At 63.0% G+C, this 26806-nt stretch carries 21 protein-coding genes and 1 tRNA gene; 19 read left to right on the top strand and 3 right to left on the bottom strand.

Features of this window, described 5'->3' with window-relative positions:
• Nucleotides 1-127: 127 nt before the first annotated feature.
• The 3 genes from H7U37_RS00515 to larA all read right to left on the bottom strand — a co-directional run bounded on the left by H7U37_RS00515 (nucleotide 128) and on the right by larA (nucleotide 5955).
• Nucleotides 128-2770 (bottom strand): calcium-translocating P-type ATPase, PMCA-type, encoded by a 2643-nt coding sequence (locus H7U37_RS00515; protein ID WP_204872745.1) that lies wholly within the window; start codon nucleotides 2768-2770, stop codon nucleotides 128-130.
• Nucleotides 2771-3208: 438 nt separating this feature from the next.
• On the bottom strand, nucleotides 3209-4630 hold the full coding sequence (locus tag H7U37_RS00510) for an FAD-binding oxidoreductase (protein WP_204872743.1): 1422 nt from the start codon (nucleotides 4628-4630) through the stop codon (nucleotides 3209-3211).
• A 56-nt stretch (nucleotides 4631-4686) separates the two neighbouring features.
• Complete coding sequence (larA, locus tag H7U37_RS00505) at nucleotides 4687-5955, bottom strand: nickel-dependent lactate racemase (protein ID WP_204872741.1); 1269 nt, start codon at nucleotides 5953-5955, stop codon at nucleotides 4687-4689.
• Nucleotides 5956-6596: 641 nt separating this feature from the next.
• Between larA and H7U37_RS00500 the strand changes: the two genes are divergently transcribed.
• The 19 genes from H7U37_RS00500 to H7U37_RS00410 all read left to right on the top strand — a co-directional run bounded on the left by H7U37_RS00500 (nucleotide 6597) and on the right by H7U37_RS00410 (nucleotide 26495).
• Complete coding sequence (locus H7U37_RS00500; RefSeq protein WP_204872739.1) at nucleotides 6597-8159, top strand: L-lactate permease; 1563 nt, start codon at nucleotides 6597-6599, stop codon at nucleotides 8157-8159.
• Nucleotides 8160-8375: 216 nt separating this feature from the next.
• On the top strand, nucleotides 8376-9428 hold the full coding sequence (locus tag H7U37_RS00495; protein WP_204872737.1) for a D-alanine--D-alanine ligase family protein: 1053 nt from the start codon (nucleotides 8376-8378) through the stop codon (nucleotides 9426-9428).
• A 14-nt stretch (nucleotides 9429-9442) separates the two neighbouring features.
• Nucleotides 9443-10834: a UDP-N-acetylmuramoyl-tripeptide--D-alanyl-D-alanine ligase gene (locus H7U37_RS00490; RefSeq protein WP_204872735.1), complete on the top strand. Its 1392-nt coding sequence runs from the start codon at nucleotides 9443-9445 to the stop codon at nucleotides 10832-10834.
• A 13-nt stretch (nucleotides 10835-10847) separates the two neighbouring features.
• Nucleotides 10848-12749, top strand: coding sequence for a ribosomal protection-like ABC-F family protein (gene abc-f / locus H7U37_RS00485; RefSeq protein WP_204872733.1), 1902 nt, complete (start codon nucleotides 10848-10850; stop codon nucleotides 12747-12749).
• Complete coding sequence (locus H7U37_RS00480) at nucleotides 12746-13348, top strand: YdcF family protein (protein ID WP_204872731.1); 603 nt, start codon at nucleotides 12746-12748, stop codon at nucleotides 13346-13348. The genes abc-f and H7U37_RS00480 overlap by 4 nt, the downstream gene beginning before the upstream one ends.
• A gap of 12 nt (nucleotides 13349-13360) precedes the next feature.
• Nucleotides 13361-14425 carry a peptide chain release factor 1 gene (gene prfA / locus H7U37_RS00475; protein WP_204872729.1) on the top strand — a complete coding sequence of 355 codons (1065 nt, stop codon included), beginning with the start codon at nucleotides 13361-13363 and terminating at the stop codon, nucleotides 14423-14425.
• A gap of 18 nt (nucleotides 14426-14443) precedes the next feature.
• Nucleotides 14444-14713 (top strand): hypothetical protein, encoded by a 270-nt coding sequence (locus tag H7U37_RS00470; protein WP_204872727.1) that lies wholly within the window; start codon nucleotides 14444-14446, stop codon nucleotides 14711-14713.
• Nucleotides 14714-14872: 159 nt separating this feature from the next.
• Nucleotides 14873-15886: an L-threonylcarbamoyladenylate synthase gene (locus tag H7U37_RS00465; protein ID WP_204872725.1), complete on the top strand. Its 1014-nt coding sequence runs from the start codon at nucleotides 14873-14875 to the stop codon at nucleotides 15884-15886.
• 149 nt (nucleotides 15887-16035) lie between these two features.
• Nucleotides 16036-17268 carry a class I SAM-dependent rRNA methyltransferase gene (locus H7U37_RS00460; RefSeq protein WP_204872723.1) on the top strand — a complete coding sequence of 411 codons (1233 nt, stop codon included), beginning with the start codon at nucleotides 16036-16038 and terminating at the stop codon, nucleotides 17266-17268.
• Between the two features lie 25 nt (nucleotides 17269-17293).
• Entirely contained in the window at nucleotides 17294-17695 is a 402-nt protein-coding gene (locus H7U37_RS00455; protein ID WP_204872721.1) for a Mini-ribonuclease 3, read from the top strand.
• Between the two features lie 3 nt (nucleotides 17696-17698).
• Nucleotides 17699-19423 carry an Rqc2 family fibronectin-binding protein gene (locus tag H7U37_RS00450; protein ID WP_204872719.1) on the top strand — a complete coding sequence of 575 codons (1725 nt, stop codon included), beginning with the start codon at nucleotides 17699-17701 and terminating at the stop codon, nucleotides 19421-19423.
• Nucleotides 19424-19436: 13 nt separating this feature from the next.
• Entirely contained in the window at nucleotides 19437-20126 is a 690-nt protein-coding gene (locus H7U37_RS00445; RefSeq protein WP_204872717.1) for a response regulator transcription factor, read from the top strand.
• 287 nt (nucleotides 20127-20413) lie between these two features.
• Nucleotides 20414-21337: an ABC transporter ATP-binding protein gene (locus H7U37_RS00440; protein ID WP_204872715.1), complete on the top strand. Its 924-nt coding sequence runs from the start codon at nucleotides 20414-20416 to the stop codon at nucleotides 21335-21337.
• Nucleotides 21330-22085, top strand: coding sequence for an ABC transporter permease (locus H7U37_RS00435; protein WP_204872712.1), 756 nt, complete (start codon nucleotides 21330-21332; stop codon nucleotides 22083-22085). Before H7U37_RS00440 ends, H7U37_RS00435 begins: the two co-directional genes overlap by 8 nt.
• Nucleotides 22086-22102: 17 nt before the next feature.
• The gene (locus H7U37_RS00430; protein ID WP_204872710.1) at nucleotides 22103-22864 is read left to right on the top strand and encodes an ABC transporter permease; all 762 of its coding nucleotides are present in this window, start codon (nucleotides 22103-22105) and stop codon (nucleotides 22862-22864) included.
• Nucleotides 22865-22899: 35 nt separating this feature from the next.
• Nucleotides 22900-23802, top strand: coding sequence for a sensor histidine kinase (locus tag H7U37_RS00425; protein ID WP_204872708.1), 903 nt, complete (start codon nucleotides 22900-22902; stop codon nucleotides 23800-23802).
• A gap of 200 nt (nucleotides 23803-24002) precedes the next feature.
• The gene (locus H7U37_RS00420; RefSeq protein ID WP_204872706.1) at nucleotides 24003-24866 is read left to right on the top strand and encodes a sulfide/dihydroorotate dehydrogenase-like FAD/NAD-binding protein; all 864 of its coding nucleotides are present in this window, start codon (nucleotides 24003-24005) and stop codon (nucleotides 24864-24866) included.
• Between the two features lie 18 nt (nucleotides 24867-24884).
• Nucleotides 24885-26282, top strand: a complete 1398-nt coding sequence (gene gltA / locus H7U37_RS00415) for an NADPH-dependent glutamate synthase (RefSeq protein ID WP_204872704.1) — start codon at nucleotides 24885-24887, stop codon at nucleotides 26280-26282.
• Between the two features lie 139 nt (nucleotides 26283-26421).
• Nucleotides 26422-26495, top strand: a tRNA-Pro gene (locus H7U37_RS00410).
• Nucleotides 26496-26806: the final 311 nt, after the last annotated feature.

Genomic DNA, 26806 nt, shown 5'->3' with positions numbered 1-26806 from the left:
TCAATTTAATATTTGCCAGCGCAAGGAGACTCTTATATTATCCTCTTAAGGCCATGTTTTCTGACAAAAAAGCGCGGGATCAGGTATCCAAAACCTGACCCCGCGTCTTTGCCGCGAAGAAAGGGATTTACTTGTGCTTGGCCATGGCGCGCTGGACGAACTTGACGATCTCCACCAGGGGGATGACGCACACGGCCATCAGGAGGGCCACGCCGTACTCGGCCAGGCTGATGTGCTCAAAGCCGAAGGCGGTGGACAGGCCGGGGACATAGAGCACGGCGGTGGACAGCACCAGACTGCCCAGCATGGACAGCCACAGGAGCTTGTTCTGAGTGGGGAGGGAGAAGATGCTGCCCCGCTGGCTGCGCATGTTGATGGAGTGGAAGATCTCACACATACTCATAGTGAGGAAGGCCATGGTCATACCGTCGGCGCTCTGGGCGATCTCCCACACGCCGCTCTCCATATAGTGGCCTACGAAGTAGGAAGCCAGAGTGATGACAGCCACCAGAATACCCTGATAGGCAATGTCCACACCCATACCGCCGGCGAAAATGCCGTCGGAGGTGCTGCGGGGGGGACGGTGCATCACGTTGGGCTCGGCCTTTTCGGTGCCCAGGGCCAGGGCTGGGAAGGTGTCGGTGATGAGGTTAATCCACAGCAGATGCACCGGCTCCAGCAGGGTGAAGCCCAGCAGAGTGGAGACAAACACGCCGATGACCTCGCTCATGTTGGAGGCCAGGAGGAACTGGATGGACTTGCGGATGTTGTCATAAATGCGGCGGCCTTCGCCCACGGCGGTGACGATGGTGGCAAAGTTATCGTCGGCCAGCACCATATCGGCGGCATTTTTGGTGACGTCGGTACCGGTGATGCCCATGCCCACGCCGATGTCGGCGGCCTTGATGGAGGGGGCGTCGTTGACGCCGTCGCCGGTCATGGCGGTGATGCAGCCCCGGGCCTTCCAGGCCTTGACGATGCGCACCTTGTGTTCGGGCTGTACCCGGGCGTAGACGTGGAAGTGGTCGATGTTTTTGGCCAGCTCGTCGTCGCTCAGGTCGTCCAGCTGGGCGCCGGTGATGGCCTGGGACTCGTCGTCCAGGATGCCCAGGGTGCGGGCGATGGCCACGGCGGTGTCCCGGTGGTCGCCGGTGATCATGACAGGCTGGATGCCGGCGTCACGGCACTGGGCCACGGCGTCCACCACCTCGGGGCGGACCGGGTCGATCATGCCGGCCAGACCCAGGAAGGTGAGCTGCCGCTCCCAGGTGTCGCTCTCGGCGTCGGCGGGAGGAGCGTCCCACAGCCGCTGGGCCACGGCCAGCACCCGGAGGGCCTTGTCAGCCATGGCCTTGTTCTGGGCCATGATCTCGGTACGGGCCTTCTCGTCCATGGGGAGGACCTGGCCCTCCTTTATATAATAGGTGCAGCGGTCCAGCACCACGTCGGGGGCGCCCTTGGTGTACTGGATAAAGGAGCTGCCCGTCTTGTGGAGGGTGCTCATCATTTTGCGTCCGCTGTCGAAGGGGACCTCGGCCACCCGGGGCAGCTCCTGTTCCAGCCGGTCCTTGGGCATATCCAGGGAGGCGGCCCAGGCCACCAGGGCGCACTCGGTGGGCTCGCCCACGGCGGCGCCGTCCTGCCACTTGGCGTCGGAGCAAAGGGCCATACCCTTGGCGGCTTCCGTACCCACGCCGGTGTGTTCCACCACCGTCATCTTGTTCTGGGTCAGGGTACCGGTTTTATCGGAGCAGATGATCTGGGCGCAGCCCAGGGTCTCCACGGCGGTGAGACGGCGGATGACGGCGTTGCGCTTGGACATATTGGTCACGCCGATGGAGAGGACCACGGTGACCACGGCGGCCAGGCCCTCCGGAATGGCGGCCACAGCCAGGGAGACGGCCACCATAAAGGTGTCCAGAATCACTTCCAGGTGGAAGTCGCCGGCGCGGAGGAGGCTAAAGATGAACATAAAGACGCAGATGCCCAGCACCAGGACGCTCAAAGTCTTGCCCAGCTGCTCCAGCTTTTTCTGGAGGGGGGTCTGACCGTCCTGGGTGTCGGCCAGGGCGGTGGCGATCTTGCCCATCTCGGTCTCCATGCCGGTGGCGGTGACCACCATGGCGCCCCGGCCGTAGACCACGGCGGAGCCCATATAGGCCATGTTCTTCCGGTCGCCCAGGGGGATGGACTTCTGGTCGGCCCCCAGTTGGAGGACGTCGATGGCCTTGTTGACGGGGACGCTCTCGCCGGTGAGGGCGGACTCCTCGATCTTGAGGGAGGCGCTTTCCAGGATGCGACCGTCGGCGGGGACGGCGTCGCCGGCCTCCAGAAGGACGATGTCGCCGGGGACCAGGTCGGTGTTTTTGAGGGAGAGCTGTTTGCCGTCCCGCAGGACCTTACAGGTGGAGGCGGTCATCTGCTGGAGGGCTTCGATGGCCTTTTCGGCCTTGCTCTCCTGGTAGACGCCCAGCACCGCATTGATGAGCACCACCGCCAGGATGATGATGACGTCGGCGAAGCTCTCGCCGGAGTAGACGCTGGTGATGCCCGAGATGAGGGCGGCGGCCAGCAGAATGATAATCATGGGGTCTTTGAGCTGCTCCAAAAAGCGCTGGAAGAGGGATGCCTTCTTTCCTTCGGCCAGTTGGTTGGGGCCATACCGCTCCATGCGCTTGGCGGCCTCCCCGGCGGTTAGGCCATCAGCGGAAGCGTGCAGGTCCTGAAGCACTTTTTCCGGGCTTTCATTGTAGTACAAAACGCACTTCATCCTTTCCGATATCGAGAGAGATAGGGTTATTATATGCAAAAAGACTCATGCGCACAGGCGTAATCGCCAGGCGCATGAGTCTTGTGGTTTCAGTCAGACCAGTCGGGGGACCGACGGATGTTGGTACTGACCCGTACGGGGGAAGCCGTACGCTCACTACTCCCTCATGGGGTTGTTTTTATTCTAGTATATCCGGCGGAAAATGTCCAGCAAAATTTTCCGTGGAAAACAAACAGAGATTTAGGTAAAAGGACAGAACGATCCTTATGATGATACGCCTGTCGTCCATGACACTCCGTAGGGGCGACCCTTGTGGTCGCCCGCCGGCTTTCGGATGAGATCTTGCGCCCTGTATGAGACGCCTGTCGTCCCGGCACAGAAACGCGGGGACCGTATCAGAGATACGGTCCCCGCAGCTGAGAGAGAAGGGATGAAAACTTACAGCTTGTAGCACACCTTGCCGGGGTTGAGGATCAGGTTGGGGTCAAAGACCTTCTTGATCTCTTCCATGAGCTTCATGTTGGTGGCGCCCACGGAGCGGGCCAGATAGTCGATCTTGCCCATGCCGATGCCGTGCTCGCCGGAGACCAGACCGCCCATCTCGGTGGCCTTGTCGTAGATGTGGTTCATGAAGTCGTCCACCTGCTTCTTGAACTCATCCAGATCCATGTCGTTGGCGCAGGTGTAAATGTGCAGGTTGCCGTCGCCGGCGTGGCCGAAGCTCTTGACGGCGAAGTCATAGTTGCCCTCGATGCTCTTGAAGTAGCCCACAAAGTCGGCGATGCGGCTGACGGGGACCACCACGTCGCACTCGTCCAGCAGCTTGGTCTGCTCCTCGATGCCTTCCAGGAAGGAGGAACGGGCCGCCCAGGCGTCCTTCATCTTGGTGGGAGAGTCGGCCACCAGCACGTCCATGGCGCCGGCCTCCAGCACCAGTTCGGCGCCCTGCTCCACCATGGCGTCGATCTCGTCCTGGGTGTTGCCGTCGAAGGTCACCAGCAGGTAAGCGCCCACGTCGGTGCCGCCCACATTGCGGGGGAACACCGCCTTGCCCAGGTACTCCTCGGAGGAGATGAGGATCTCGCGCTCAAAGAACTCCAGGGCCTGGGGATTCATGTGGTTCTTCTTAAAGAGAGGCACGGTGGCGATGGCGGTCTGCAGGTCCTCGAAGGGGACGATGAGGCTGACGGTCTGCTTGGGGGCGGGGATGAGCTTCAGGGTCAGCTCGGTGATGATGCCCAGGGTGCCCTCGGAGCCGATCATCAGGTTGAGGAGGGAGTAGCCGGAGGAGGTCTTGGAGACGTTGGAGCCGAACTTCACGATCTCGCCGGAGGGGAGGACCACCGTCATGGCGGAGACGTAATCGCGGGTAGCGCCGTACTTGACGGCGCGCATGCCGCCGGCGTTGGTGGCCACGTTGCCGCCCAGGGTGGCGAACTTCTCGCCGGGATCGGGGGGATACAGGAGGCCCTGCTTCAAGGCGTCCTCGGCCAGGTCGTTGAGGAGCACGCCGGGCTGAACGTGGACCACGAAGTTATCGGTGTCATAGCCCAGGATCTTCTTCATCTTGGTGGTGCAGATGACCACGCCGCCGGCGATGGGGGTACAAGCGCCGGCCAGGCCGGTGCCCGCGCCGCGGCAGGTGACGGGGATGTGGTTCTCGTTGCAGATCTTCATGATGGCGGCCACATCCTCGGTGGAGGTCACGTCGATGGCCACCTCGGGCATACGAGTGCCGTAAATGGGCATTTCGTCCCGGGCGTAGTCGGCGTTGACGTCCTCACCGGTGTAGACCTGGCAGGAGACGGCGGCTTTGAGCTGCTCGATGATCTCAGGCGTAACGGAATTGTACTGAGCCATAATAATTACCTCCTAATCCTAAGCGCCTTTTTGCAAAAGGCGTATGTGAACAAAAATCAGGGCTCCACGATGACCGAGATGCCGTTGGGGATGAGGACCAGATGGGCGTCGGGGCCCTTGTCGGCAAAGGCGCGGTCCAGCGCGGTATCCAGGTCGGGGGCGTATTCCAGCTTCATCTCCTCCAGGGTCTGCTGCATGGCCGGGTCGGAGACGAAGATGATGCGATGCTTGCGCATCATACGGCAGAGGATCTGATACTCCCACTGGTCGGGGTCGGTCTTATCCATGGGGGTGGCCAGGATGCGGTCCATCAGCTCGTCCAGGGAGGAGCAGTCCCGCAGGGCGCGGTAGAAGCTCTCGCCGCCGGTGCCGTCGTTGCAGCGGGCGGAGATGATGAGCACGGCGCCGGGGGCGGCGGCCGCTTCGGCGGCGGTGAGGCCCTTGACGGACTGATACACATTCTGGTCCAGGGGCGCGCCGCCGTTGGAGGTGAGGACGATGTCGCCCTTCTTCTCGGGCTTGACGCGGCAGTAGCCCTTGAGGAAGGCGCAGCCCTGTTCATGGGCCTGGAAGGGGTCGCCGGCGAAGGCGGCGGCCACGTGCTTGTCCTCGTCGATGACCACGTTGACGATGTACTGGAGCTTGGCCAGCTTGGCGGCGGCTACCATGTCGTTGTGGAGGGGGTTGCCCTCCAGGATACCGGTGCGGGCATAGGGGGAGTCGATGAACTTGGCGCAGTGATTGCCCAGGACGGTGACCTGGTCGCACACGCCGGGGAGGATGCTCTTACGGCCGCCGGAGAAGCCGGCGAAGAAGTGGGGCTCGATGAAGCCCTCGGCCACCAGCAGGTCGGTCTGAGCGGCCACCTTGTCGATGACCAGCTTGGCGCCGGAGGGGAGCACGCCGATTTCCACGTTGCTCTCGGCGTCGCGGCTGTCGTGGCAGACGAACTTCTCTTCGTTGGCGATCTTCTCGCCCACCTTATTGACCAGCTCTTCGTGGGTGGTGGGGCGGTGGAAGCCGGTGGCGATGAGGAGGGTGATGTCGATGTCGGGGTTGCCCTGCCGCAGTTCCTCCAGCATAAAGGGGAGGATGTGCTTGCTGGGCACGGGGCGGGTATGGTCGCTGATAATGATGGTGGCGGTCTTTTTCCCCTGGGCCAGCTGACGCAGGGTGGGGGAGCCGATGGGGTTGGCCATGGCCTGCCGGACCAGGTCGTCCTCGCTGGCCTGGGCCTTCAGAGTGCCGATGGCGGACTCCAGCACCTCGGCGCCGGAGACGTCCCGCTTGAGCTCCAATCCGGTGGTACCATAGGGAATGCGCATAGGATGATCCCTCCGTCTTTCAAAAAATCGTTCCGTCTGATTCTGTACCCAAATGGGACCGGCCGCAGCACCGGACCGGTCCCTTCACTGCCCTTAGTTTACCACAACCGGACAGATATGCAAGGGGGGAGGACGGGATGCGGCGGGATACGCTTTGTACGCAGTGGGCAACTGGATATTTTGGATAAAAACTGGCGTTTTAAGGATAAAAAACAGACAAAAACCACAAAAAACCTGGAAAAATACTGACAAGTTCAAATAAATTTTCGTCGTTTTGACGGAAAATTAGGTAAACTGAAGAGTAGAAATAAATGAGATAAAGCGAAGGTAACACCATGAGTAGCGAAAAAAATAGACTGGACATTCTGAGAAGAAAGCGCTAAAATAACGCTAAGGTAAAAATTAAGTGGGTTGTGAAGTGATTAAGCAAAAATTAAAGTGCCGGAAGGCTGTAAAACTCTAGGTATTTCGGACACGATCTGAAAAAGGCGGATAGAATCCGCAAAAAAGTCCTTGTATAAAAGACACAAAAGCAAACCGACCGGTACAACAGCAAAGGGGGGCGACAAGCGGAGAAGGGGAACGCAGGCACGCGCATTGAGCATCGAGACGCAAAATAAAAATGAGGAGCTGATACGTTTATGGGAACCATCATACTCATGGGCGTCCTGGCGCTGCTGCCCATCATCTGGCTGATCGTGGCGCTGACGGGATTGAAGCTGCCCGGCCACATCGCCTGTCTGGGGGCGCTGGGCATTGCCATTGTGGAGTCTCTCTTTATCTGGAAGATGCCGGTTCTTGACTGCGCCACCTCGGCGCTGGAGGGCTTTGCCTCGGCGCTGTGGCCCATCATCCTGGTCATCATCGCCGCCATCTTTACATACAACCTGTCCCTGAAAACGGGGGCCATGGATGTCATCAAGCAGATGCTCACCGGCGTCTCGGCGGACAAGCGGGTGCTGGTGCTTCTCATCGGCTGGTGCTTCGGCGGCTTCATGGAGGGCATGGCCGGCTTCGGTACCGCCATCGCCATTCCCGCCAGCATGCTGGCCGGCATGGGCATGGACCCCATCGCGGCCTGCCTGGTGTGTATGCTGGCCAACGCCTTCCCCACGGCCTTCGGCTCTGTGGGTATCCCCACGGTGACCCTGTCCAACGTGACCGGACTGGACCCGGTGACGCTGGCCTTCGTGACGGTGGTGCAGATGGTGCCCTTTATGATCCTGGTGCCCTTCCTGATGGTCATTGTGGGCGGCGGCGGTCTCAAGGCCCTCAAGGGCATGGTGGGCATCACCCTGGTGTCCGGCGTGTCCTTCGTGGTGCCCCAGCTGGTGGTGGCCAAGTTCACCGGCCCCGAGCTGGCGGTCATCGTGGGCTGCGTGTTCAGCCTGGGCTTTACCATTCTCATGGCCCGTGCCCGCAAGGGGGAGGTCCCGGCGGAGTACAACATGGGCGCCGACCCCTCCAAGGCGATCAAAATCGACGGCAACAAGGCCTTCATCTCCTGGCTGCCCTTCATTCTGATCTTTGTTCTGCTGCTGGCCACCTCCAAGCTGGTGCCGCCGGTGAACAACTTCCTGGCCACCTTTGCCAGCTCCTTTAAGATCAGCACCTCGGCCAACGCGGGCAACGCCTCCTTCAGCTGGATCAACACCCCGGGCATCTGGATCTTTGTGGCCGCCATCATCGGCGGTATCGTCCAGAAAGCCAGCGGCAAGGTCATGTGGGAGACCCTGGTGGCCACGGTGAAGCAGATGTCCAAGACCATCATCACCATCATGTCGGTGCTGGCGGTGGCCAAGATCATGACCTACTGCGGCATGATCGATGACATGGCCTCTCTGTTCGTCACCATTACCGGGTCCTTCTATCCCTTCGTGGCCCCCATCATCGCGGCCCTGGGCGCCTTCATCACCGGCAGCGGCACCTCCACCGAGGTTCTGCTGGGCACCCTTCAGACCACCGCCGCCGAGCAGATCGGCGCGTCCCAGTTCTGGCTGGCCGCCGCCAACTCCACCGGCGCCGGCATCGGCAAGATCCTCTCTCCCCAGTGCATCGCCACCGCCGCCGCGGCCGTGGGCCTAGTGGGACAGGACTCCAAGCTCCTGGGTGGCATCATCAAGTGGGCCCTCTTCGAGCTGGTCATTGCCTGCCTGCTGGTTGGCCTGCTGGGCGGCATCGTACCCGCCATGCTGGGCGTATAAACAAATGAGGTAAGGGGAACAAGCCTCTGGATACCCGCCGCAGAATTGTGCATCCTCACAATTTTGCGGCGGGCTTTTTTGCCCAAAGGGAGGCGGAGTGCCGGATGGTATTTTTTGCGTTGAGCGTGGCGGGAGAGTGTGCTATAATAGGGGCAAAATGCGTATCTTATCCTGCCGCAACGGGGCAGACTGATTGTATCGAGGTGTCGGAATAGCATGAAAATTGTAGTATTGGCCGGCGGGCTCTCGCCGGAACGGAACGTATCTCTTTCCACGGGCACTATGGTGACCGAGGCGCTGCGGGGCCTGGGCCATCGGGCGGCGCTGGTGGACCTGTTTTTCGGCCTGGAAGGCCATACGGGCGCACTGGAGGATCTGTTTGACGCGCCGCTGTCGGCGGAGGCCAAGCACATCAGCACGGCGGCGCCCGACCTGGAGCAGGTGCGCGCCAGCCGGAAGGACCAGAGCGCCAGCGTATTCGGCCCCGGCGTGGTGGAGCTGTGCCAGGCGGCGGACCTGGTCTTTCTGGCCCTCCACGGGGCCTGCGGGGAGGACGGCCGGGTCCAGGCCGCCTTTGACCTGATGGGCATTCCCTACACCGGCGCGGGCTATCTCAGCAGCGCCATCGCCATGGATAAGGACCTGACCAAGCGGATGGTGGAGGAAGTGGTGTCCACCCCCGGCTGGAAAACGGTACACTATACGGCGGAGGACATCGACGGCCTGGTGGCCAAGGCCCGGCTGCCCCTGGTGGTAAAGCCGGTGGCCAGCGGCTCGTCCATCGGGGTATCCATCGCCCACACGGCCCAGGAGCTGCGGGCGGCCCTCACCGAAGGGCTTTCGCTGGGCGGCCGGACGGTGCTGGAGCAGTATGTCAAGGGGCGGGAGGTCCAGGTGGGCATTCTGGACGGGACGGCGCTGCCCTCCATTGAGATCATCCCCAAGGCGGACTTTTATGACTACGCCAACAAATACCAGCCCGGCGCGGCGCTGGAGGTCTGTCCCGCGCCGGTGACGGAGCAGGAAGAGAAGAAGCTGCGGGAAGCGGCGGTGCGGGTCTACGAGCTGCTGGGCCTGTCGGTCTACGCCCGGGCGGATTTCATTCTGGACGAGGCGGGGGAGCCCTGGTTTTTGGAGATCAACACCCTGCCTGGCATGACGCCTACCAGCCTTCTGCCCCAGGAGGCGGCGGCGGTGGGGATCGACTACCCCACCCTCTGCCAGCGGATCGTAAACGCCTCGCTGGAGGCCAGAAAACAGGGAAAGTAAGGAGAGAAGCTGTAATGGAGCCGATGACCATACGAGAGATTCTGGAGGCGGTAGGCGGCCGTCTGCTGGGCGAGCCGGTTGAGGAAAGCCGGCAGGTGGCCCGGGTGGAGACCGACAGCCGGACCATCCATCCCGACAGCCTCTTTGTGCCGCTGGTGGGGGAGCGGTTCGACGGCCACGCCTACATCAACGCCGCCCTGGAGGGGGGCGCGGCGGGCTGCTTCACCCAGCGGGAGCGGGAGAGCTATCTGCCCGGCAAGTTCTATATCAAGGTGGCCAACACCTCCAGGGCCCTTCGGGATCTGGCCAAGTATTATAAAAAGAAGTTCCGGATCCCGGTGGTGGCGCTGACCGGCTCGGTGGGCAAGACCACCACGAAGGACATGGTGGCCGCCGTGCTGGGGGAGAAGTTCAAGGTCCTCAAGACCGAGGGCAATCTGAACAACGACATCGGGGTGCCCATGACCCTGCTGCGGCTCAACCACAGCCACGAGATTGCCGTGCTGGAGCTGGGCATGAACCACGCCGGGGAGATCGACTACCTGTCCGACATCGTGGAGCCGGACGTGGCCCTCATCACCAACATCGGGGACTCTCATATTGAGTTTTTCGGCAGCCGGGAAAAGATTCTGGAGGCCAAGTGCGAGATCTTCCACCACGCCAAGCCCAACTGCCATGTAATCCTCAACGGCGACGACCCCCTCCTGCGCAGCAAAAAGGACGTCCTGCCCTTTGAGACGGTGTGGTGCGGCGCGGCGGAGGGTCTGGACTACCGGGCCAGCGACGTGCGCAGCGACGGGAAAAGCCGCATCACCTGCCGCATCACCACCCCCCGCATGGACCGGGACGTGGAGATCCCGGCCCTGGGGGAGCACATGATCTATCCCACCCTGATGGCGGCGGCGGTGGGCGAACATTTCGGCCTCACCCAGGAGGAGATCATCCGGGGGGTTCTCCATTTCGCCCCCACCAAGATGCGCATGAACATCCTCCATCGGGGGGACGGCATCACCATCCTCAACGACACCTACAACGCCAATCCCCAGTCCATGCGGGCGGCGGTGGAGGTGCTGTCCACCAGCAACGGCAGCTATCGGGCGGCGGTGCTGGGGGATATGTTCGAGCTGGGCCCCCTGGCTCCCGCTCTCCACGCCGGCGTGGGGGAGTATCTGGGCAAGGCGGGGGTGGACTGCCTGGTGGCGGTGGGAGGGCTCTCCCGCCACATCGCGGACGCGGCCCGCAAGGCCGGCGTGCCGGAGGTCTGCTACTGCGCGGACAAGGAGGCGGCAAAGCCGGTGCTGGACACGCTGGTCAAGCCCGGGGCCACCATTCTGGTCAAAGCGTCCCGGGGCATGGCCTTTGAGGAGCTGGTGGAGTATTTGAAATCCATCACAGCGGAAGAATAAAAGGAGACCATATATGATTGATCTATCGGTCTCCGGTCTGGTGAAGGAATTTGAGGTGGGCAGCCGCATCCTGGACGGCCTGACGTTTCAGGTGGACCAGGGGGAGCGGGTGGGCCTGCTGGGCCGCAACGGCGCGGGCAAGACCACGCTGTTCAAGATCCTGACCGGAGAGCTGGACTATGACGAAGGCGAGGTGACCATCGCCCCGGGAAAGGGCGTGGGGCTCATCTCCCAGATCCCGGTCTACCCGCCGGACTACACGGTGGAGGACGTGCTGCGCACGGCCTTCCGGCGGCTGCGGGACATGGAGGCGGAGATGGCGGAGCTGGCTGGGCGGATGGGGAGCGACAGCGACCCGGCCCTGCTGCGGCGGTACGACGCCCTGACCGCCGCCTTTGAGGCGGGCGGCGGCTACGACACCGAGACCCCGCTGAACAAGGTGTGCAACGGCCTGCAAATTTCCCCTGATATGCGCCGACAGCTCTTTGCCTCTCTGTCCGGCGGGGAAAAGACCCGGGTGAATCTGGCCCGCCTGATTCTGGAGGACACGGAGATTCTCCTTTTGGACGAGCCCACCAACCATCTGGACCTCCGGGCCACCGAGTGGCTGGAGGAGTATCTGGACAAGTACAAGGGCACGGTGCTGGCCATCTCCCATGACCGGTGGTTTTTGGACCGGGTGGTCAAGCGGGTCATTGAGATTCAGGAGGGCAAGGCGGAATTTTACGCGGGCAATTACAGCTTCTACGCCGAGGAAAAAGAGCGGCGGTATGAGGAGCGGCTCCGCCAGTACGAAAAAGAGCAGGCCAAGCTCCAGCAGCTCCAGACGGCGGCGGACAAGCTGCATCTGTGGGCCTTTATGGGCAACGACAAGCTGCACAAGCGGGCCTTTTCCATCGAAAAGCGGATGGAGCGCCTGCGCACCACCGCCAAGCCCAAAAAGGAGCGCCGGCTGGACGTGCGGTTCGGCGAGCGGGACTTTCAGGGCGACGAGGTGATGGTGGTCAAGGACCTGAAGAAGGGCTTTGGGGACCGGACCCTCTTTTCCGGCGTGGATCTTCTGGTGGAGGGCGGGGAGCGCATCGCCCTTTTGGGGGACAACGGCACCGGCAAGTCCACCTTCCTCAAGCTCATCATGGGGGAGGAGCAGCCCGACGGGGGCAAGATCCGTCTGGGCCCCACGGTGAAGATCGGGTATTTGCCCCAGATCGTCCACTTTGACCACCCGGAGCGGAACCTGGTGGACACCATGCTGTACGACCAGAACTGCACCACCCAGGAGGCACGGGACCGTCTGGCGGTCTTCAACTTCCGGGGGGAGGACGTGTTTAAGCCGGTGTCCGCCCTGTCGGGCGGCGAGCAGAGCCGGTTAAGGCTGTGTATGCTCATGGACAGCAAGATCAACCTGCTCATCCTGGACGAGCCCACCAACCATCTGGACATCGCCTCCCGGGAGTGGATCGAGGAAGCGGTCACCGACTATGACGGGGCGCTGCTCTTCGTGTCCCACGACCGGTACTTCATCAATCAGTTTGCCGGCCGGGTGTGGATGCTGGAAAACGGCGGTCTCACCGATTTTCGGGGCACCTTCGGGGCCTTCCGGGCGGCCAGGGAAAAGAGCAGGCAGGTGGAGCAGGCCAAAAAGGCCGCCGTACCGCCCGAACCGAAGAAGGAGAAGCCCAAGCGGGCCGGGGGCACCAAGCTGCTGGAAAAGCAGGTGGCCGCGGCGGAGCGGGAGGTGGCCAGGGCGGAGGAGCAGATGTATGAGCTCACCCGCCGGGCGGAGGAGGTTTCCAGCAACTATCTGGAGCTCCAGGCGGTCTGCGAGGCCCAGAAGGCGCTGGAAGAGGAGATCGCCACCCTTTACACCCGCTGGGAGGCTCTGGCCGCCGAGCTGGAAGAGGCAAGAGGATGAGGAGATTGCCCATACCGGTCCGTATTTTGCTGGCGGTGGTCCTTGCGGGGCTTCTTTGCTTCGGAGGGCTGCTGGGTCTGGTGCTGTCGGGCAGCGTGGACCGCGTCAGCGGCACGCCGGAGATCATGATTATCCTGGGCTGTCAGGTGAAGCCCTGGGGGCCGTCGGTTCTCTTGCAGGACCGGCTGGACAAGGCCCTTTCCTATCTGGAGGATCACCCGAATCTGACGGTGGTGGTCTCCGGCGGCCAGGGTGCGGACGAGCCGGTCAGCGAGGCCCAGTGCATGTACGACTACCTGACCGAGCACGGGGTGGACGGCGAGCGCATTTTATTGGAGGACCAGTCCTTCAACACCATGCAGAACCTGGAAAACAGTCTGGCGCTGCTGGCGGCGGAGGGCTACGACACCGGGGCGGACATGGTGGTGGTGTCCAACGGCTTCCACTTGACCCGGGTGCGCCTGCTGTGCGAGCGGGTGTGGGGACGGGCGGACAACCTGTCCACTCTGGCGGCGCCCAGTTCCCATGTGCCCTCCCGTCTGAAGATGTACCTGCGGGAGCCGCTGGCGCTGGTGAAATCCTTTTTCTTTGACAGGTGATTGCAATTGGATATGATGGACAAACTGAGGGGGCTGGAGCATCGGTATGAGGTGCTGGAGGCCCAGCTCAGCGCGCCGGAGACCTATGGGGACCCGGCGCTGGTGGCCCGTCTGAACCGGGAGCAGCGGGAGCTGGAGCCGGTGGTGGGGGCCTGGCGGGCGCTGGAGGGTCGTCGGCGGGATTTGGCCGAAGCCGAGGCCCTTATGGGCGACCCGGACATGAAGGACCTGGCCCGGGAGGAGTTCGCCCAGGCAAAGGAGGACGTGGAGCGGCTGGAGCTGGAGCTCAAGCTTCTGCTTTTGCCCAGAGACCCCAACGACGGAAAAAACGTCATCGTGGAAATCCGGGCCGGGGTGGGGGGAGAGGAAGCGGCGCTCTTTGCCCACTCCCTCCACCGGATGTACACCATGTACGCCGAGCGCCGGGGCTGGACGGTGGAAGTGACCTCCCTCAGCGAGACGGAATTGGGGGGCGTCAAGGAGCTCTCCATGGTCATCGAGGGGGAGGGGGCCTACTCCCGGTTAAAATTTGAGAGCGGGGTCCACCGGGTGCAGCGGGTGCCGGAGACCGAGTCCGGCGGGCGCATCCACACCTCCACCGCCACGGTGGCGGTGCTGCCCGAGGTGGACGAGGTGGAGTTCGAGCTCAACCCGGCGGACATTGAGATGCAGGTGTTCCGCTCCTCCGGCGCCGGCGGGCAGCACGTGAACAAGACCTCGTCGGCGGTGCGGCTCATCCATAAGCCCACCGGCACGGTGGTGGAGTGTCAGCAGGAGCGCAGCCAGTTCCAGAACCGGGACAAGGCCATGCAGATTCTGCGGGCCCGGCTCTATGACGAACAGGTCCAGGCCCAGGCGGAGGAGGTGACCGCCCAGCGGCGCAGCCAGGTGGGCAGCGGGATGCGCAACGAGCGCATCCGGACCTACAACTTCCCCCAGGGCCGGGTGACCGACCACCGCATCGGTCTGACCCTGTACAAGATCGAGGCGGTGATGGACGGCGGGCTGGACGAGGTCATCGACGGTCTGGTGACGGCCGATCAGGCGGAGCGCTTGCGCCGCAGCGAGGAACATTGAACAAAGGAGAAAAGGACCATGGAACTCATCATCCACTTTAAGACGCTGCCCCAGGACCTGGACCTGGACGGCATGAAGAAAGAGCTGGACTACGTGCTGGAGGACAACGGCTGGCTGCTGGGCTCCCGGCAGGAGGGCCCGGGGGGCAGCGTGGAGCTGGAGCTGGAGGACGAGCGGCTCAACCCCAAGTATGGGATTCTGGCGGTAAAGAACTACCTGCAGCAGCGGGCCTTTGCGCCGGACACCACCATTGAGCTGGCGGGTATGCCGGTGGGCATTTACGAATAAGAAAACGAGAAGGAGGGCGGCAGCCGTGAAACGAGGAAGCGCGATTTTGACCATCGTAGCCGGTGCGGCGCTGGCGGCGGCGGGCATTCTGGCACTGATTTCTGCCTGCACCTGTCGGCGGGACGACTGGCGCTGAGCGGGAACGAGGCGAAAGATAATTTGATCACAGAGAGATATACGGCGGCGGATGTGGAAGCCGCGGCGGCGGTCCTGCGCCGGGGCGGCCTGCTGGGCATCCCCACCGAGACGGTATACGGCCTGGGGGCCGACGGGCTGAACGAGGACGCGGTACGCCGCATCTTCGCGGCCAAGGGCCGGCCCCAGGATAACCCGTTGATTTTGCACATTCCGGAGGCGTCCTGGCTGGAGCGGTACTGCGCGGACATTCCGGCGGCGGCGTGGGTGCTGGCGGAACGGTTCTGGCCGGGTCCGCTGACCATGATTTTGCGGCGCAAGCCTCTGGTCTCCGACGCGGTGACGGCGGGGCTGGATACAGTCGGGATGCGCTGTCCGGCTCACAGGCTGTGCCGTGCCATCATCGCGGCGGCGGACGTGCCGGTGGCGGCGCCGTCGGGCAACACGTCGGGCCGGCCCAGTCCCACCAACGTGGCGGACATGCTGGAGGACATGGACGGCAAGATCGACGCCATTGTGGACGGAGGCCCCTGTCAGGTGGGGGTGGAGTCCACCATCATCGACCTGACGGCCAAGCCGCCCCGGCTGCTCCGTCCCGGCGGAATCACGCTGGAGGAGCTGCGGGATGCCCTGGGCGCGGTAGAGGTGGACCAGGCCGTCACCCGTCTGATGGGAAAGGACGAGCACCCCAGAGCGCCGGGGATGAAGTACCGGCACTATGCGCCCAAAGCGCCGGTGACGGTGGTGCGGGGCGATCCGGCGGAGAGCGCGGCGTACATCTCCTCCCACGCGGGGGAGGGGAGCGGCGTGATCTGCTTTGACGAGTACGCGGAGTTGTTTGGGGTCTGCATCGTGGAGACCATCGGTCCCGCGGCGGACAAGGGCGAACAGGCCCGGCGGGTGTTTGACGCCCTGCGGCGGTTTGACAGCACCGGCGTAAAAGAGATCTGGTCCCAGTGCCCCGACGAGGAGGGCATCGGCCTGGCGGTGAACAACCGGCTGAACAAGGCCGCCGGCTTTCATATCGTGGACGTGTAAAAAGAGAGAGGTCAGGAGACGGCGTCGTTTCCTGACCTCATTTTTCTTCCGACGGCTTCCAACCGTATCTGAACCAGTCCGGCGGCTTGTCAAGAGGGGGCTTTTGGGGTATACTACAAAGTTGCAACAATGAAAAGGGAGGACCGGACATGAAAGAGGGACGGGGCTATGCCCGCTGCACGGTGACGAAGAAGGCGGAGCGGGCCATCGTGGGGGGACACCCCTGGGTATATGACGCTGAGGTGAAGGCCATGGAGGGCAGCGCAGAGAACGGCGGCCTGGTGGACGTGTGCAGCGAGAAGGGCCGCTATCTGGGCACGGGGTTTTTGAGCGAGACCTCCAAGATCCGGGTACGTCTCATCTCCCGCAACGCCAACGACCGCTTTGACGGGGCCTTCTGGGCCCGGCGGGTGAAGTACGCCTGGGACTACCGCAAGACGGTGATGGACCCGGCGGATCTGGACTGCTGCCGGGTGATTTTCGGGGAGGCGGACACCTTCCCGGGACTGACGGTGGACCGGTTCCACGACGTACTGGTGACCCAGACCCTGTCCCGGGGGATGGAGGTGCTTAAGCCGGTGCTTTTCCCCCTGCTGGCGGAGACCCTCCGGGCCGACGGCCAGGATATCAAGGGAATTTACGAGCGCAACGACGTGGCCCTCCGTGCCCATGAGGGACTGGAAGAAAACAAAGGGTGGTTTGCGCTCCCCGGGGAGGCCCACCCGGACAGCACCCAGACCACCATTGTGGAAAACGGCGTGATTTACGCCGTGGACTTTGAAAACGGCCAAAAGACCGGATTTTTCCTGGACCAAAAGTATAATCGCCGGGCGGTGGCCAAGCTGGCCCGGGGGAAACGGGTGCTGGACTGCTTCACCCATACCGGCTCCTTTGCGCTGAACGCGGCCAAGGGGGGCGCGGCCCATGTGACGGCGGTGGACGTATCCGAGTCGGCGGTGGAGCTGGCCCGGGCCAACGTCCTCCGCAACGGCCTGGAGGACAAGATGGACTGCGTGGCGGCCAACGTGTTCGACCTGCTGCCCGAACTGGAGCGGCAGGGGGGCAAGCCCTACGACTTCATTATCCTGGACCCGCCGGCCTTTACCAAGAGCCGCAGGACGGTGGACAGCGCCGCCCGGGGGTATAAGGAGATCAACTACCGGGCCATGAAGCTGCTGCCCCGGGGCGGCTATCTGGCCACCTGCTCCTGCTCCCACTTCATGGAGGAGGGGCGGTTTGTGCGGATGCTGCGGGCCGCCGCCTTTGACGCCGGCGTGGAGCTGAGGCAGATCGAAGCCCGGCAGCAGGCCCCGGACCATCCCATCTTGTGGAACGTCCCCGAGACCAACTATCTGAAGTTCTACCTCTTCCAAGTGGTCTGACCGATACTGAACAAGGAGAACACCCATGGATTATTTTCACCTAAACACCACCGCCGACCAGCGGGCGGCCATCAGCAGCCTGGGGCTGGCCCATCTGGGGGACGCGGTTTTTGAAGTCATGGTCCGCTCCTGGCTGTGCCTCCACGGCAAGGCCAGCGCCCGGGGCCTACATAAGGCCACGGTGCGCTATGTGGCGGCGCCGGCCCAGGCCAGGGCGGCGGAGAAGGTGCTGCCCCTTCTGAGCGAGGAGGAGCACGACGTGTTCCGCCGGGGGCGCAACACCAGCCCCCACAGCGTGCCTCAGAACGCCAGCCGGGCGGAGTACCAGGCGGCCACCGGGCTGGAAGCCCTCTTCGGGTGGCTCTATTTGCAGGGGAAAACAGACCGGCTCAACGATCTGTTTGCCGTCATGATGGAGGAGGAATAAGGAATGCCACTGGACGCCATTTGTCTCTCCGCCGTGGCGGAGGAGCTGCGGGCCGCCATCGGCGGCGGGAAGATCGACAAGATCTACCAGCCCGGCCGGGACGAGGTGATGCTGGCGGTGCGTGGCCCGGCGGGCAACGTCAAGCTGCTGCTGTCGGCCAGTCCCAGCCAGCCCCGGGCCCAGCTCACCACCCTGCCCCGGGAAAACCCGGAAAAGCCCCCCATGTTCTGTATGCTGCTCCGCAAGCACCTCACCGGCGGACGGATTCTGGACATCACCCAGCCCCCCATGGAGCGTCTGCTGGATTTTCGCTTGGAAACCATCGACGAGCTGGGGGACCGGGTGGAGCGCCGCCTGGTGCTGGAGTGCATGGGGCGGCGGGCGAATCTCATCCTGCTGGACGCCGAAGGGCGCATCGTGGACTGTCTGCGCCGGGTGGACGGGGACCTGTCGTCCAAGCGGCAGGTGCTGCCCGGCATGTTTTACCGCCTGCCGCCCGCGCCGGATAAGGTAAACCCCCTAACGGCGACGCCGGAGGAACTGGCGGCAGCCCTCCATAACCCCAACGGCAAGGCCATGGATAAACTGCTGCTGGACGCCTTCACCGGCATCTCGCCCTTAATTGCCCGGGAGCTGGCTTTTCGGGCGGGAGAGGACCCGGAAGCCCTGCCGGCGGTGCTGGACCGCTTTTTGGAGGATGTACGGGAAAACCGCTTTACCCCCTATGTGCTGGTGCGGGAGGGCAAGCCGGTGGACTTTACCTTCCTGCCCATTTTGCAGTACGGGCCCCAGACCGAGTGCCGGCGGCAGGAGAGCTTTTCCAAGCTGCTGGACGATTTTTACGAGACCCGGGACCAGGCGGAGCGCACCCGCCAGCGGGGGCAGGACCTCATCAAAGCGGTGACCAACGCCCGGGACCGGGTGGCCCGCAAGCTGGGCCGGCAGGAGAAGGAGCTGGAGGCCACCTTCGACCGGGACCGGCTGCGGGAGCTGGGGGACATCATCACGTCCAACCTCCACACCATGGAAAAGGGCATGGCGGTGCTGCGGGCCATGGACTTCTACGACCCGGAGTGCAAGGAGGTGGAGATCAAGCTGGACCCGCTGCTCACCCCCCAGCAGAACGCGGCCAAGTATTATAAGGCCTACAACAAGGCCAAGACGGCGGAGGAGATGCTCAGCGTCCAGATCTCCAAGGGGGAGCGGGAGCTGGAATACCTGAACAGCGTGCTGGAGGCCATCGCGCTGGCCGAGGGGGAGCGGGATCTATTGGAGATCCGGCAGGAGCTCACCGACACGGGCTATCTCCGCCGGGCCAAGACGGCGGCCAAGCGGGAAAAGCGGGTGGCGGGCCGGCCCATGGAGTTCCGCTCCACGGCGGGGCTGCGCATCTCGGTGGGGAAGAACAACACCCAGAACGACCAGCTCACCGCCAAGCAGGCGGGGAAGTGGGACATCTGGTTCCACACCCAGAAGATCCACGGCTCCCATGTGATCCTCTGGACCGAAGGCCGGGAGCCGGACGCCCAGAGCCTCAGCGAGGCGGCGATTTTGGCGGCCTACTACTCCCAGGCACGGGAGGGGACCAAGGTGCCGGTGGACTATACGCCGGTGAAGTATGTGAAGAAGCCGGCGGGGTCCCGTCCGGGCATGGTGATCTACACCACCTGCCAGACGGCCTATGTGGACCCGGACGGGGAACTGGCCCGGAAGCTGCGGGTGAAGTAAAGGAGGACGGACAATGGAGACGTGCCACATCCTGGTGGTGGAGGACGACCCGGACATCAACCGACTGCTGTGTACGGTGCTGGGGGGCGCGGGCTACGACTGCCGCCCGGCCTTTTCGGGCAGCGAGGCGGAGCTGTGGGCCTCCAAGTATGAATACGATCTGATCCTGCTGGACCTGATGCTGCCCGGTCTCACCGGGGAGGAGCTCATCGAGCGGCTGCGCCGCCGCAAGACCATGCCCATCATCGTCCTCTCGGCCAAGACGGGTCTTTCCGACCGGGTGAACGTGCTCCGCCTGGGGGCGGACGACTTCATCCCCAAGCCCTTTGACAACGACGAGGTGCTGGCCCGGGTGGAGGCCCAGCTGCGGCGGTACAAGGAGTTTTCCGGCGGCGCCGGCGGCCAGGTGCTGACCCACGGGGACCTGGTGCTGGACCGGGAGAGCGTGACGGTGACGGCAGGGGGGAGGCCGGTGTCCATCACCGCCCGGGAGTTCGAGATCCTCTCCCTGCTCCTGTCCCACCCCAAGAAGGTCTTTACCCGGGAGCAGCTCTATGAGCAGGTGTGGGGCGGGCCCTACATGGGGGACGACAACACGGTGAACGTCCATATTTCCAACCTGCGCTCCAAGCTGGCCAAGGTCAGCGACCGGGAGTACATCAAGACGGTGTGGGGTATTGGGTTCAAAATGGCAGACGAATGAAAACACCGTCGTTTTTCAATTCCCCGCGTGCCTGGGCTCCCTCTTTGAGGGAGCTGTCAGCGCAGCTGACTGAGGGAGTCATCCTTCATAACAGCAACTCCCTCCGCCCCTTCGGGGCACCTCCCTCAGAGAGGGAGGCAAGCGGGGAACGCCCACCCCGTAGGGGCGGCCCTTGCGGCCGCCCGCCGTTTTATATACTTTATGGTTTCTTTATCTTTGCTTAAAGACGGGTTATCCTCTTTCCGCTATACTGGACTCACATTCAGGAAAGGAACGGTGAAAGCCAAATGGCGGAACAAGTCATGGAAGCCCGTGGGCTCACCAAGCGCTACGGAAACGCGCTGGCGGTGGACCACGTGGATTTACATTTGGAAAAAGGGCAGATCTACGGACTGGTGGGGCGCAACGGCGCGGGCAAGACCACCATCATCCGGATGATTACCGCCCAGACCACCCCCACGGAGGGGACGATCACCCTCTTCGGGGCCAACACGCCCAAAGGTCTGGCGGCCATGCGGGCCCGGACGGGGGCCATGGTAGAGGTCCCCAGCTTTTATCCCTATCTGGACGCCCGGCAGAATCTGGAGTATTACCGCATTCAGCGGGGCATTCCCGGCAAGTCGGCCGTGGAGGAGGCGCTGGAGGCGGCGGGCCTCGCCGACACGGGCAGGAAGAAGTTCAAGCATTTTTCGCTTGGCATGAAGCAGCGGCTGGGGCTGGCGCTGGCGCTGATGAACCGGCCGGACTTTCTGCTGCTGGACGAGCCCATCAACGGCCTGGACCCGGAGGGCATCGTGGAATTCCGCAACCTGCTGCTCCGGCTCAGCCAGGAGCGGCAGACCACCATTTTGATTTCCAGCCACATTTTGAGCGAGCTTTCCAATCTGGCCACCTGCTACGGCTTTTTGGACCGGGGCATTATGCTGGAGGAGATCAGCGCCAAACGGCTGGAGGAGAAATGCCGGGCCTGTCTGGAGCTCCACGTGGACGACGCGCCCGCGGCCTCCCTGGTGCTGGAGCGTACTTTGGGCACCAACGATTATGAAGTGGTCCATCCCACGGTGCTCCGGCTTTACAGCCATCTGGACCGGCCGGGGGAGATCGCCAGAGCCATGGTGGAGGCGGGGGTAACCCTGTCGGCCCTGGAGAGCCGGGGCGCCAATCTGGAGGACTACTTCCTCAATCTGATCGGAGGTGCCCGCCATGCGTAACTATCTCTCTGCCGAGTGCTATAAAGTGTTTCATCGCAGCTATTTTTATGTGACGCTGCTGGTCTGTCTGGCGCTGGAAGGACTGCTGCTGTGGGGCAGCTGGCTGACCCTTCAGTGGGGCAACGCTTCCATTGATTTCTGCTCCACCGCCCTGATGATCCCGGTCCTGCTGGGGGTGGGCATGTATGCCACCCTGCTGACCGCGGACATGGTTTTTTCTGACCAGTACAAGTACAATACCATGAAAAACGAGGTCTCCTACGGCCTCTCCCGCACCCGGATCTATGTGGGCAAGCTGTTGGTGTCGCTGCTGGTATCCCTGGTGGCGGCCGCCGTCATGGTGGGCTTCTACCTGCTGGGCTGCTGGGTGCTCTATCCCCACAACGAGCTGGACCAGGGAGCGCTGTCTCTCATCGGCTACACCCTGTCCGGCGCGCTGCCCCTCTGGTTTGGGGCCCAGGCGGTATCCATCTTCTGCTATTTTCACGTTCGCTCCTCCACGGTGGCGGCCTTTGCGGCCGTGGGGATTCTGGGGGTGCTGCCCAGCGTATTGCAGGCCTTCGGGCTGCTGTTCCATCCGGTGTTTGAGGTGATGCGGCAGTTTACGCCGTCTTTTATGCTGGACAATCTGAAAAACATGGCCTTTGACGGCAGCTATCTGGGCCTTTGCTGGGCCAGCGGCCTGGTGTGGTGCGCGGTGTTCACGGCGGCTGGTCTGGCGCTGTTCCGGAAAAAGGAGATTCGATAAAAGGGGGGAGACCATCCATGCTCAACTATGTCAAAGCGGAGCTGTGGAAGGTCTCCCGCCGCCGTTCTTTCTGGGCATTGGCGGGAATTCTGGCGGCGCTGGCCTTTTTATTTTTTCTGCTGTATACGCTGAGCGGGGCGACGCTGGCCGAGCTGGCGGGGGATCTTCCCGCCTTTCAGTTTGTGGGGATGCTGCTGGCTCCATTGCTGGTCCAGGCGGTGGACGGCCGCTGCACCGACACGCTGAAAAATGAGGTATCCTTTGGGCTGGAGCGGCGGCGGATCTATCTGGGCAAGCTGTGGGCCGTCCTGCTGGCGGGCGTGGGGCTGGCCCTTGCACTCATGGGCGGCGCGCTGGGGCTGGGCTGGCTCTTTCTGTCCCATGGCACGGAGGACAACCTGTGGCTCAACGGCATGATCCTGCTCTTTGTCATTTTGGCGGCGTTGCCTCTCTGGTGCGGGTCGGCGGCCTTCTGTCACATGGCGGCCATGCTGATCCCCAGCGCCGGGGCCTGGGTAGGGGGCTACTATCTGCTCTTTTTCTTTGGCCAGCCCATACTGGTGGTAATCGCCTCTCTGTTTTTTGGCGGCAATGTGAACGTCTGGCCCATGGAGATCATCCAGACCATCCTCATGCCCTACTCTCTTTTGATGGCGGAGTATCTCAGCGGCAGCCTGTCGCTGGCCTATCAGCTCTGGTGCTGGGGGGTGGGGATGCTGTGGCTGTTGGGCAGCACGGCGGCGGGGCTGCTCCTCTTCGCCCGGCGTGACGTACGGTAGGGAAAAGAGAAGAGGGAAGAAAGGGGGGACGGCAGATGGTGATCGTCTGTATTCTGCTGGGATTGACGAGTGTGGTTTTGGGCTTCCGGCTGTGGACACAGAACCGGGCGCTGCGCGGGGCGGCGGAGCAGCTGCGGGCGCTGGAGGCGCAGGGCAGCGGGGGACGGGTCCGTCTGGCGGCGCCAAACGGCGCGGCGGAGGATCTGTTGGCCGAGGTGAACCGGCTGTTGGCCTTGCGCATGGAGGATCGGACGGAGGGCCGGGCCCGGGAGAAGGAGCTACGGCGCCAAATTTCCAACATTTCCCACGATCTGCGCACCCCACTGACCTCTATTCTGGGCTATTTGCAGCTTCTGGAGGACGAGAACCTTTCGCCGGAGGAGCGGAGAGCCTATCTGGAGGTGGTGCGCAGCCGCTCCCAGGCCCTCCAGCGGCTCATCACCAGCTTTTACGACCTGTCCCGGCTGGAAGGGGGGGAGTTTCCCCTGGAGGAGGCCCAGGTGGATCTGCGGGGGGTGCTGGCCGAGCTGCTGGCCTCCTTTTATCAGGATTTTACGGACGCCGGCTTTGATATGCGGGTGGAACTGGACGAGCACATCCCGGCGGTGCGGGCCGACCCGGGGGGTGCCCTGCGGGTGATGACCAACCTGCTGCGCAACGCCCTGGACCACGGACAGAGCCCCATGACCATCCGGCTCTATGAAGCGGGGGAGCGGGTGGTGAGCCGCTTCACCAACGCCGCCCCGGACCTGAACCCGGAGGACGCCCAACACGTCTTTGACCGGTTTTTTACCTCCGATAAGATGCGCACCGGCCGGAATACCGGCCTGGGTCTGGCCATCGTCAAGACTCTGGCGCTTCGGATGGGCGGGACGGTGGACGCTGAGTTAGTCGACGGCAACTTTACGATTGTGCTGACCTGGCGGAAATGGAAATAAAAGTGGGGAAAAAGCCGGGAATGTTCCTTGACAAAAGGGTGGGAAACTGCTATCTTTGACATGATAAAGTAAGTGGGAGACCGTTCCGGAAGGGGCGGGCTTTGCGCTGCTGTTTTTGCCTGCCCGGAGAGAGCCGAGTAAGCGCCGTGGTATGCGGGTAGCCCCGGCGGCAGGAATAGGAAAGGAATGGTCAATCAGTTATGGTCAAGATCGTGAGAAAACAGGTCCTCAATCCCAGCGTTACCCTGCTGGAGGTGGAGGCGCCCCGGATCGCCAAGAAGGCGCAGGCCGGGCAGTTCATCATTCTGCGCCTGGATGAGAAGGGGGAGCGCATCCCTCTGACCATCGGCGACTACGACCGCGAGAAGGGCACCATTACCATTATGTTCCAGAAAGTCGGCCTCACTACCCAGCTGCTGGGGGATCTGAACGAGGGCGACACCATCCAGGACTTTGTGGGCCCGCTGGGCCAGCCCACCCGTCCCGAGCTGGGGGAGAACATCAAGCGGGTCTGCGTGGTCGGCGGCGGCGTAGGCTGTGCCATCGCCTATCCCCAGGCCAAGAGCCTCCATGCCGAGGGCATCGAGGTGGACGTCATCGCCGGCTTCCGCTCCAAGGACATCGTCATCCTGGAGGAGGAGTTCAAGGCGGCCAGCGACCACTTCTATCTCACCACCGACGACGGCACCTACGGCGAGAAGGGCTTTGTCACCGACAAGCTCAAGGCCCTCATCGAGGCGGGCAATCAGTATGACGCCGTCATCGCCATTGGCCCCGTGCCCATGATGAAATTTGTCTCCAAGACCACCGAGCCCTATGGGATCAAGACTCTGGTCAGCCTGAACCCCATCATGATCGACGGCACCGGCATGTGCGGCTGCTGCCGTGTGACGGTGGGGGGCAAGATGAAGTTTGCCTGTGTGGACGGCCCCGACTTTGACGGCCACCAGGTGGATTTCGACGAGCTGATGAACCGCAACTCCGTCTACCGCGAGCGGGAGGCCCAGGAGAAGGAGCGTCACGCCTGCCGGATGGAGCAGCTGGCCCACGATATGATCCACTAAGTAGGGAGGTCGAAGAACATGCCGAATATGAGAGCTACCAAAAATCCCATGCCGGAGCAGGACCCCAACGTCCGCAACCATAACTTTGAAGAGGTGGCCATGGGCTATACCGCCGAGATGGCCATAGACGAGGCCCAGCGCTGTCTGAACTGCAAGAACAAGCCCTGTGTGGCGGGCTGCCCGGTGAACATCCGCATTCCCGAGTTCATCGCCAAGGTGGCCGAGGGCGATTTCCAGGCCGCCTATGACATTATCACCGACACCAATGCCCTGCCCTCCATCAGCGGCCGCGTCTGCCCCCAGGAGAGCCAGTGCGAGTGTCACTGCGTCCGGGGCATCAAGGGCGAGCCGGTGGCCATTGGCCGTCTGGAGCGCTTTGTGGCCGACTGGTACCGGGCCAACGTGAACGCCATGCCCCAGAAGCCCCAGAGCAACGGCATCCGTGTGGCGGTGGTGGGCTCCGGTCCTGCCAGCCTGACCTGCGCCAGCGACCTGGCCCGCAAGGGGTATGAGGTCACCATCTTTGAGGCCTTCCACACCGCCGGCGGCGTGCTGGTGTATGGCATCCCCGAGTTCCGTCTGCCCAAGGCCATCGTGCAGAACGAGGTGGACAAGCTGTCCGCCCTGGGCGTGGACGTGGAGACCGACATGGTGGTGGGCCGTACTTACACCATCGACGAGATGTTTGACGACGGCTACGAGGCCATTTTCGTGGGCTCCGGCGCCGGTCTTCCCATGTTCATGGGCATTCCCGGCGAGGCGCTGGCCGGTGTGTACTCGGCCAACGAGTATCTGACCCGCATCAACCTGATGAAGGCGTATAAGGAAGGGTATGATACGCCGCTGAAGGACAGCAAGGCGGTGGCCATCGTAGGCGGCGGCAACGTGGCCATGGACGCGGCCCGCTGTGCCAAGCGCATGGGGGCCGAGCATGTATATGTGGTATACCGCCGGGACGAGGAGGCCATGCCCGCCCGCCGCGAGGAGATCCATCACGCCAAGGAAGAGGGCATTGAGTTCCTGTTCCTCAATAATCCCGTCAAGGTGCTGGACGACGGCCACGGCAAGGTCCGCGGTATGGAGTGCATCAAGATGGAACTGGGTGAGCCGGACGCCTCCGGCCGCCGCCGTCCCATCGAGGTGCCCGGCTCCGAGTTTGAGCTGGAAGTGGACACCGTGGTCATGAGCCTGGGTACCAGCCCCAACCCGCTGATCCGCTCCACCACCCCCGGTCTGGACGCCAACCGGAAGGGCTGCCTGGTGGCGGATGAGGAGACTATGGCCACCAGCCGTGAGGGCGTGTACGCCGGCGGCGATGCGGTGACCGGCGCGGCCACCGTGATTCTGGCCATGGGCGCGGGCAAGAAGGCTGCCGCCGCCATGGACGACTATCTCCAGAAGAAGCACGCCAACTAAAGAGAGCGTCTGCCGGACCGCCGGAGCAGGGAAGTACTCCGGCGGTCCGGAAAAATAAAGCTTGACAGAGCGGCGGTCAGCGGCTATAATTAATAACTGGCTATCGGGTCTTTTCTGTAAAAAAGGAAGAGGCTCATATCCGGGTGTGGCGAAGCTTGGTATCGCGCTTGGTTCGGGTCCAAGAGGCCGTGGGTTCGAATCCCGCCACTCGGACTGCCTGGGAGCCTTGGAACCGTAAGGGTTTCAAGGCTCCTTTTTTATTTGTAGGGGCATCTGTGGCGTCGTATACATAGGATGGTGTGTGGCAAAGCCACAGGTCCTTTCCTTTATGTATGCAAGGAGAAGCTATGAAACGATATTGTTCTTCTGACTGGGAGCGGCTCCAGGAGGAGAGCGTGGCGGCCTATCTCAACGGCGGGTGCGGAATGTGCCCGCCCAAGCCGCCTTGCCCCTGTCCGCCGCCCTGTCCGCCCCCTTGTCCGCCTGGCCCAACAGGTCCCACCGGCCCCCAGGGGGTACCCGGT

This window comes from Pseudoflavonifractor phocaeensis, from assembly GCF_016901735.1.
GTDB lineage: Bacteria > Bacillota > Clostridia > Oscillospirales > Oscillospiraceae > Pseudoflavonifractor_A.
The sequence above is the reverse complement of the archived record's forward strand: the minus strand, read 5'-3'. Positions and strand labels throughout refer to the sequence as shown.

What these genes read in the sequence shown, in the direction of transcription:
- H7U37_RS00435 (WP_204872712.1), top strand. Translation starts at nt 21,330, where the DNA reads ATGCGTAACTATCTCTCTGCCGAGTGCTATAAAGTGTTTCATCGCAGC.
- abc-f (WP_204872733.1), top strand. Translation starts at nt 10,848, where the DNA reads ATGATTGATCTATCGGTCTCCGGTCTGGTGAAGGAATTTGAGGTGGGC.
- H7U37_RS00430 (WP_204872710.1), top strand. Translation starts at nt 22,103, where the DNA reads ATGCTCAACTATGTCAAAGCGGAGCTGTGGAAGGTCTCCCGCCGCCGT.
- larA (WP_204872741.1), bottom strand. Translation starts at nt 5,955, where the DNA reads ATGCGCATTCCCTATGGTACCACCGGATTGGAGCTCAAGCGGGACGTC.
- H7U37_RS00445 (WP_204872717.1), top strand. Translation starts at nt 19,437, where the DNA reads ATGGAGACGTGCCACATCCTGGTGGTGGAGGACGACCCGGACATCAAC.
- H7U37_RS00425 (WP_204872708.1), top strand. Translation starts at nt 22,900, where the DNA reads ATGGTGATCGTCTGTATTCTGCTGGGATTGACGAGTGTGGTTTTGGGC.
- H7U37_RS00515 (WP_204872745.1), bottom strand. Translation starts at nt 2,770, where the DNA reads ATGAAGTGCGTTTTGTACTACAATGAAAGCCCGGAAAAAGTGCTTCAG.
- H7U37_RS00420 (WP_204872706.1), top strand. Translation starts at nt 24,003, where the DNA reads ATGGTCAAGATCGTGAGAAAACAGGTCCTCAATCCCAGCGTTACCCTG.
- H7U37_RS00510 (WP_204872743.1), bottom strand. Translation starts at nt 4,630, where the DNA reads ATGGCTCAGTACAATTCCGTTACGCCTGAGATCATCGAGCAGCTCAAA.
- H7U37_RS00440 (WP_204872715.1), top strand. Translation starts at nt 20,414, where the DNA reads ATGGCGGAACAAGTCATGGAAGCCCGTGGGCTCACCAAGCGCTACGGA.
- H7U37_RS00480 (WP_204872731.1), top strand. Translation starts at nt 12,746, where the DNA reads ATGAGGAGATTGCCCATACCGGTCCGTATTTTGCTGGCGGTGGTCCTT.
- H7U37_RS00460 (WP_204872723.1), top strand. Translation starts at nt 16,036, where the DNA reads ATGAAAGAGGGACGGGGCTATGCCCGCTGCACGGTGACGAAGAAGGCG.
- H7U37_RS00450 (WP_204872719.1), top strand. Translation starts at nt 17,699, where the DNA reads ATGCCACTGGACGCCATTTGTCTCTCCGCCGTGGCGGAGGAGCTGCGG.
- prfA (WP_204872729.1), top strand. Translation starts at nt 13,361, where the DNA reads ATGATGGACAAACTGAGGGGGCTGGAGCATCGGTATGAGGTGCTGGAG.
- H7U37_RS00500 (WP_204872739.1), top strand. Translation starts at nt 6,597, where the DNA reads ATGGGAACCATCATACTCATGGGCGTCCTGGCGCTGCTGCCCATCATC.
- gltA (WP_204872704.1), top strand. Translation starts at nt 24,885, where the DNA reads ATGCCGAATATGAGAGCTACCAAAAATCCCATGCCGGAGCAGGACCCC.
- H7U37_RS00495 (WP_204872737.1), top strand. Translation starts at nt 8,376, where the DNA reads ATGAAAATTGTAGTATTGGCCGGCGGGCTCTCGCCGGAACGGAACGTA.
- H7U37_RS00470 (WP_204872727.1), top strand. Translation starts at nt 14,444, where the DNA reads ATGGAACTCATCATCCACTTTAAGACGCTGCCCCAGGACCTGGACCTG.
- H7U37_RS00455 (WP_204872721.1), top strand. Translation starts at nt 17,294, where the DNA reads ATGGATTATTTTCACCTAAACACCACCGCCGACCAGCGGGCGGCCATC.
- H7U37_RS00490 (WP_204872735.1), top strand. Translation starts at nt 9,443, where the DNA reads ATGGAGCCGATGACCATACGAGAGATTCTGGAGGCGGTAGGCGGCCGT.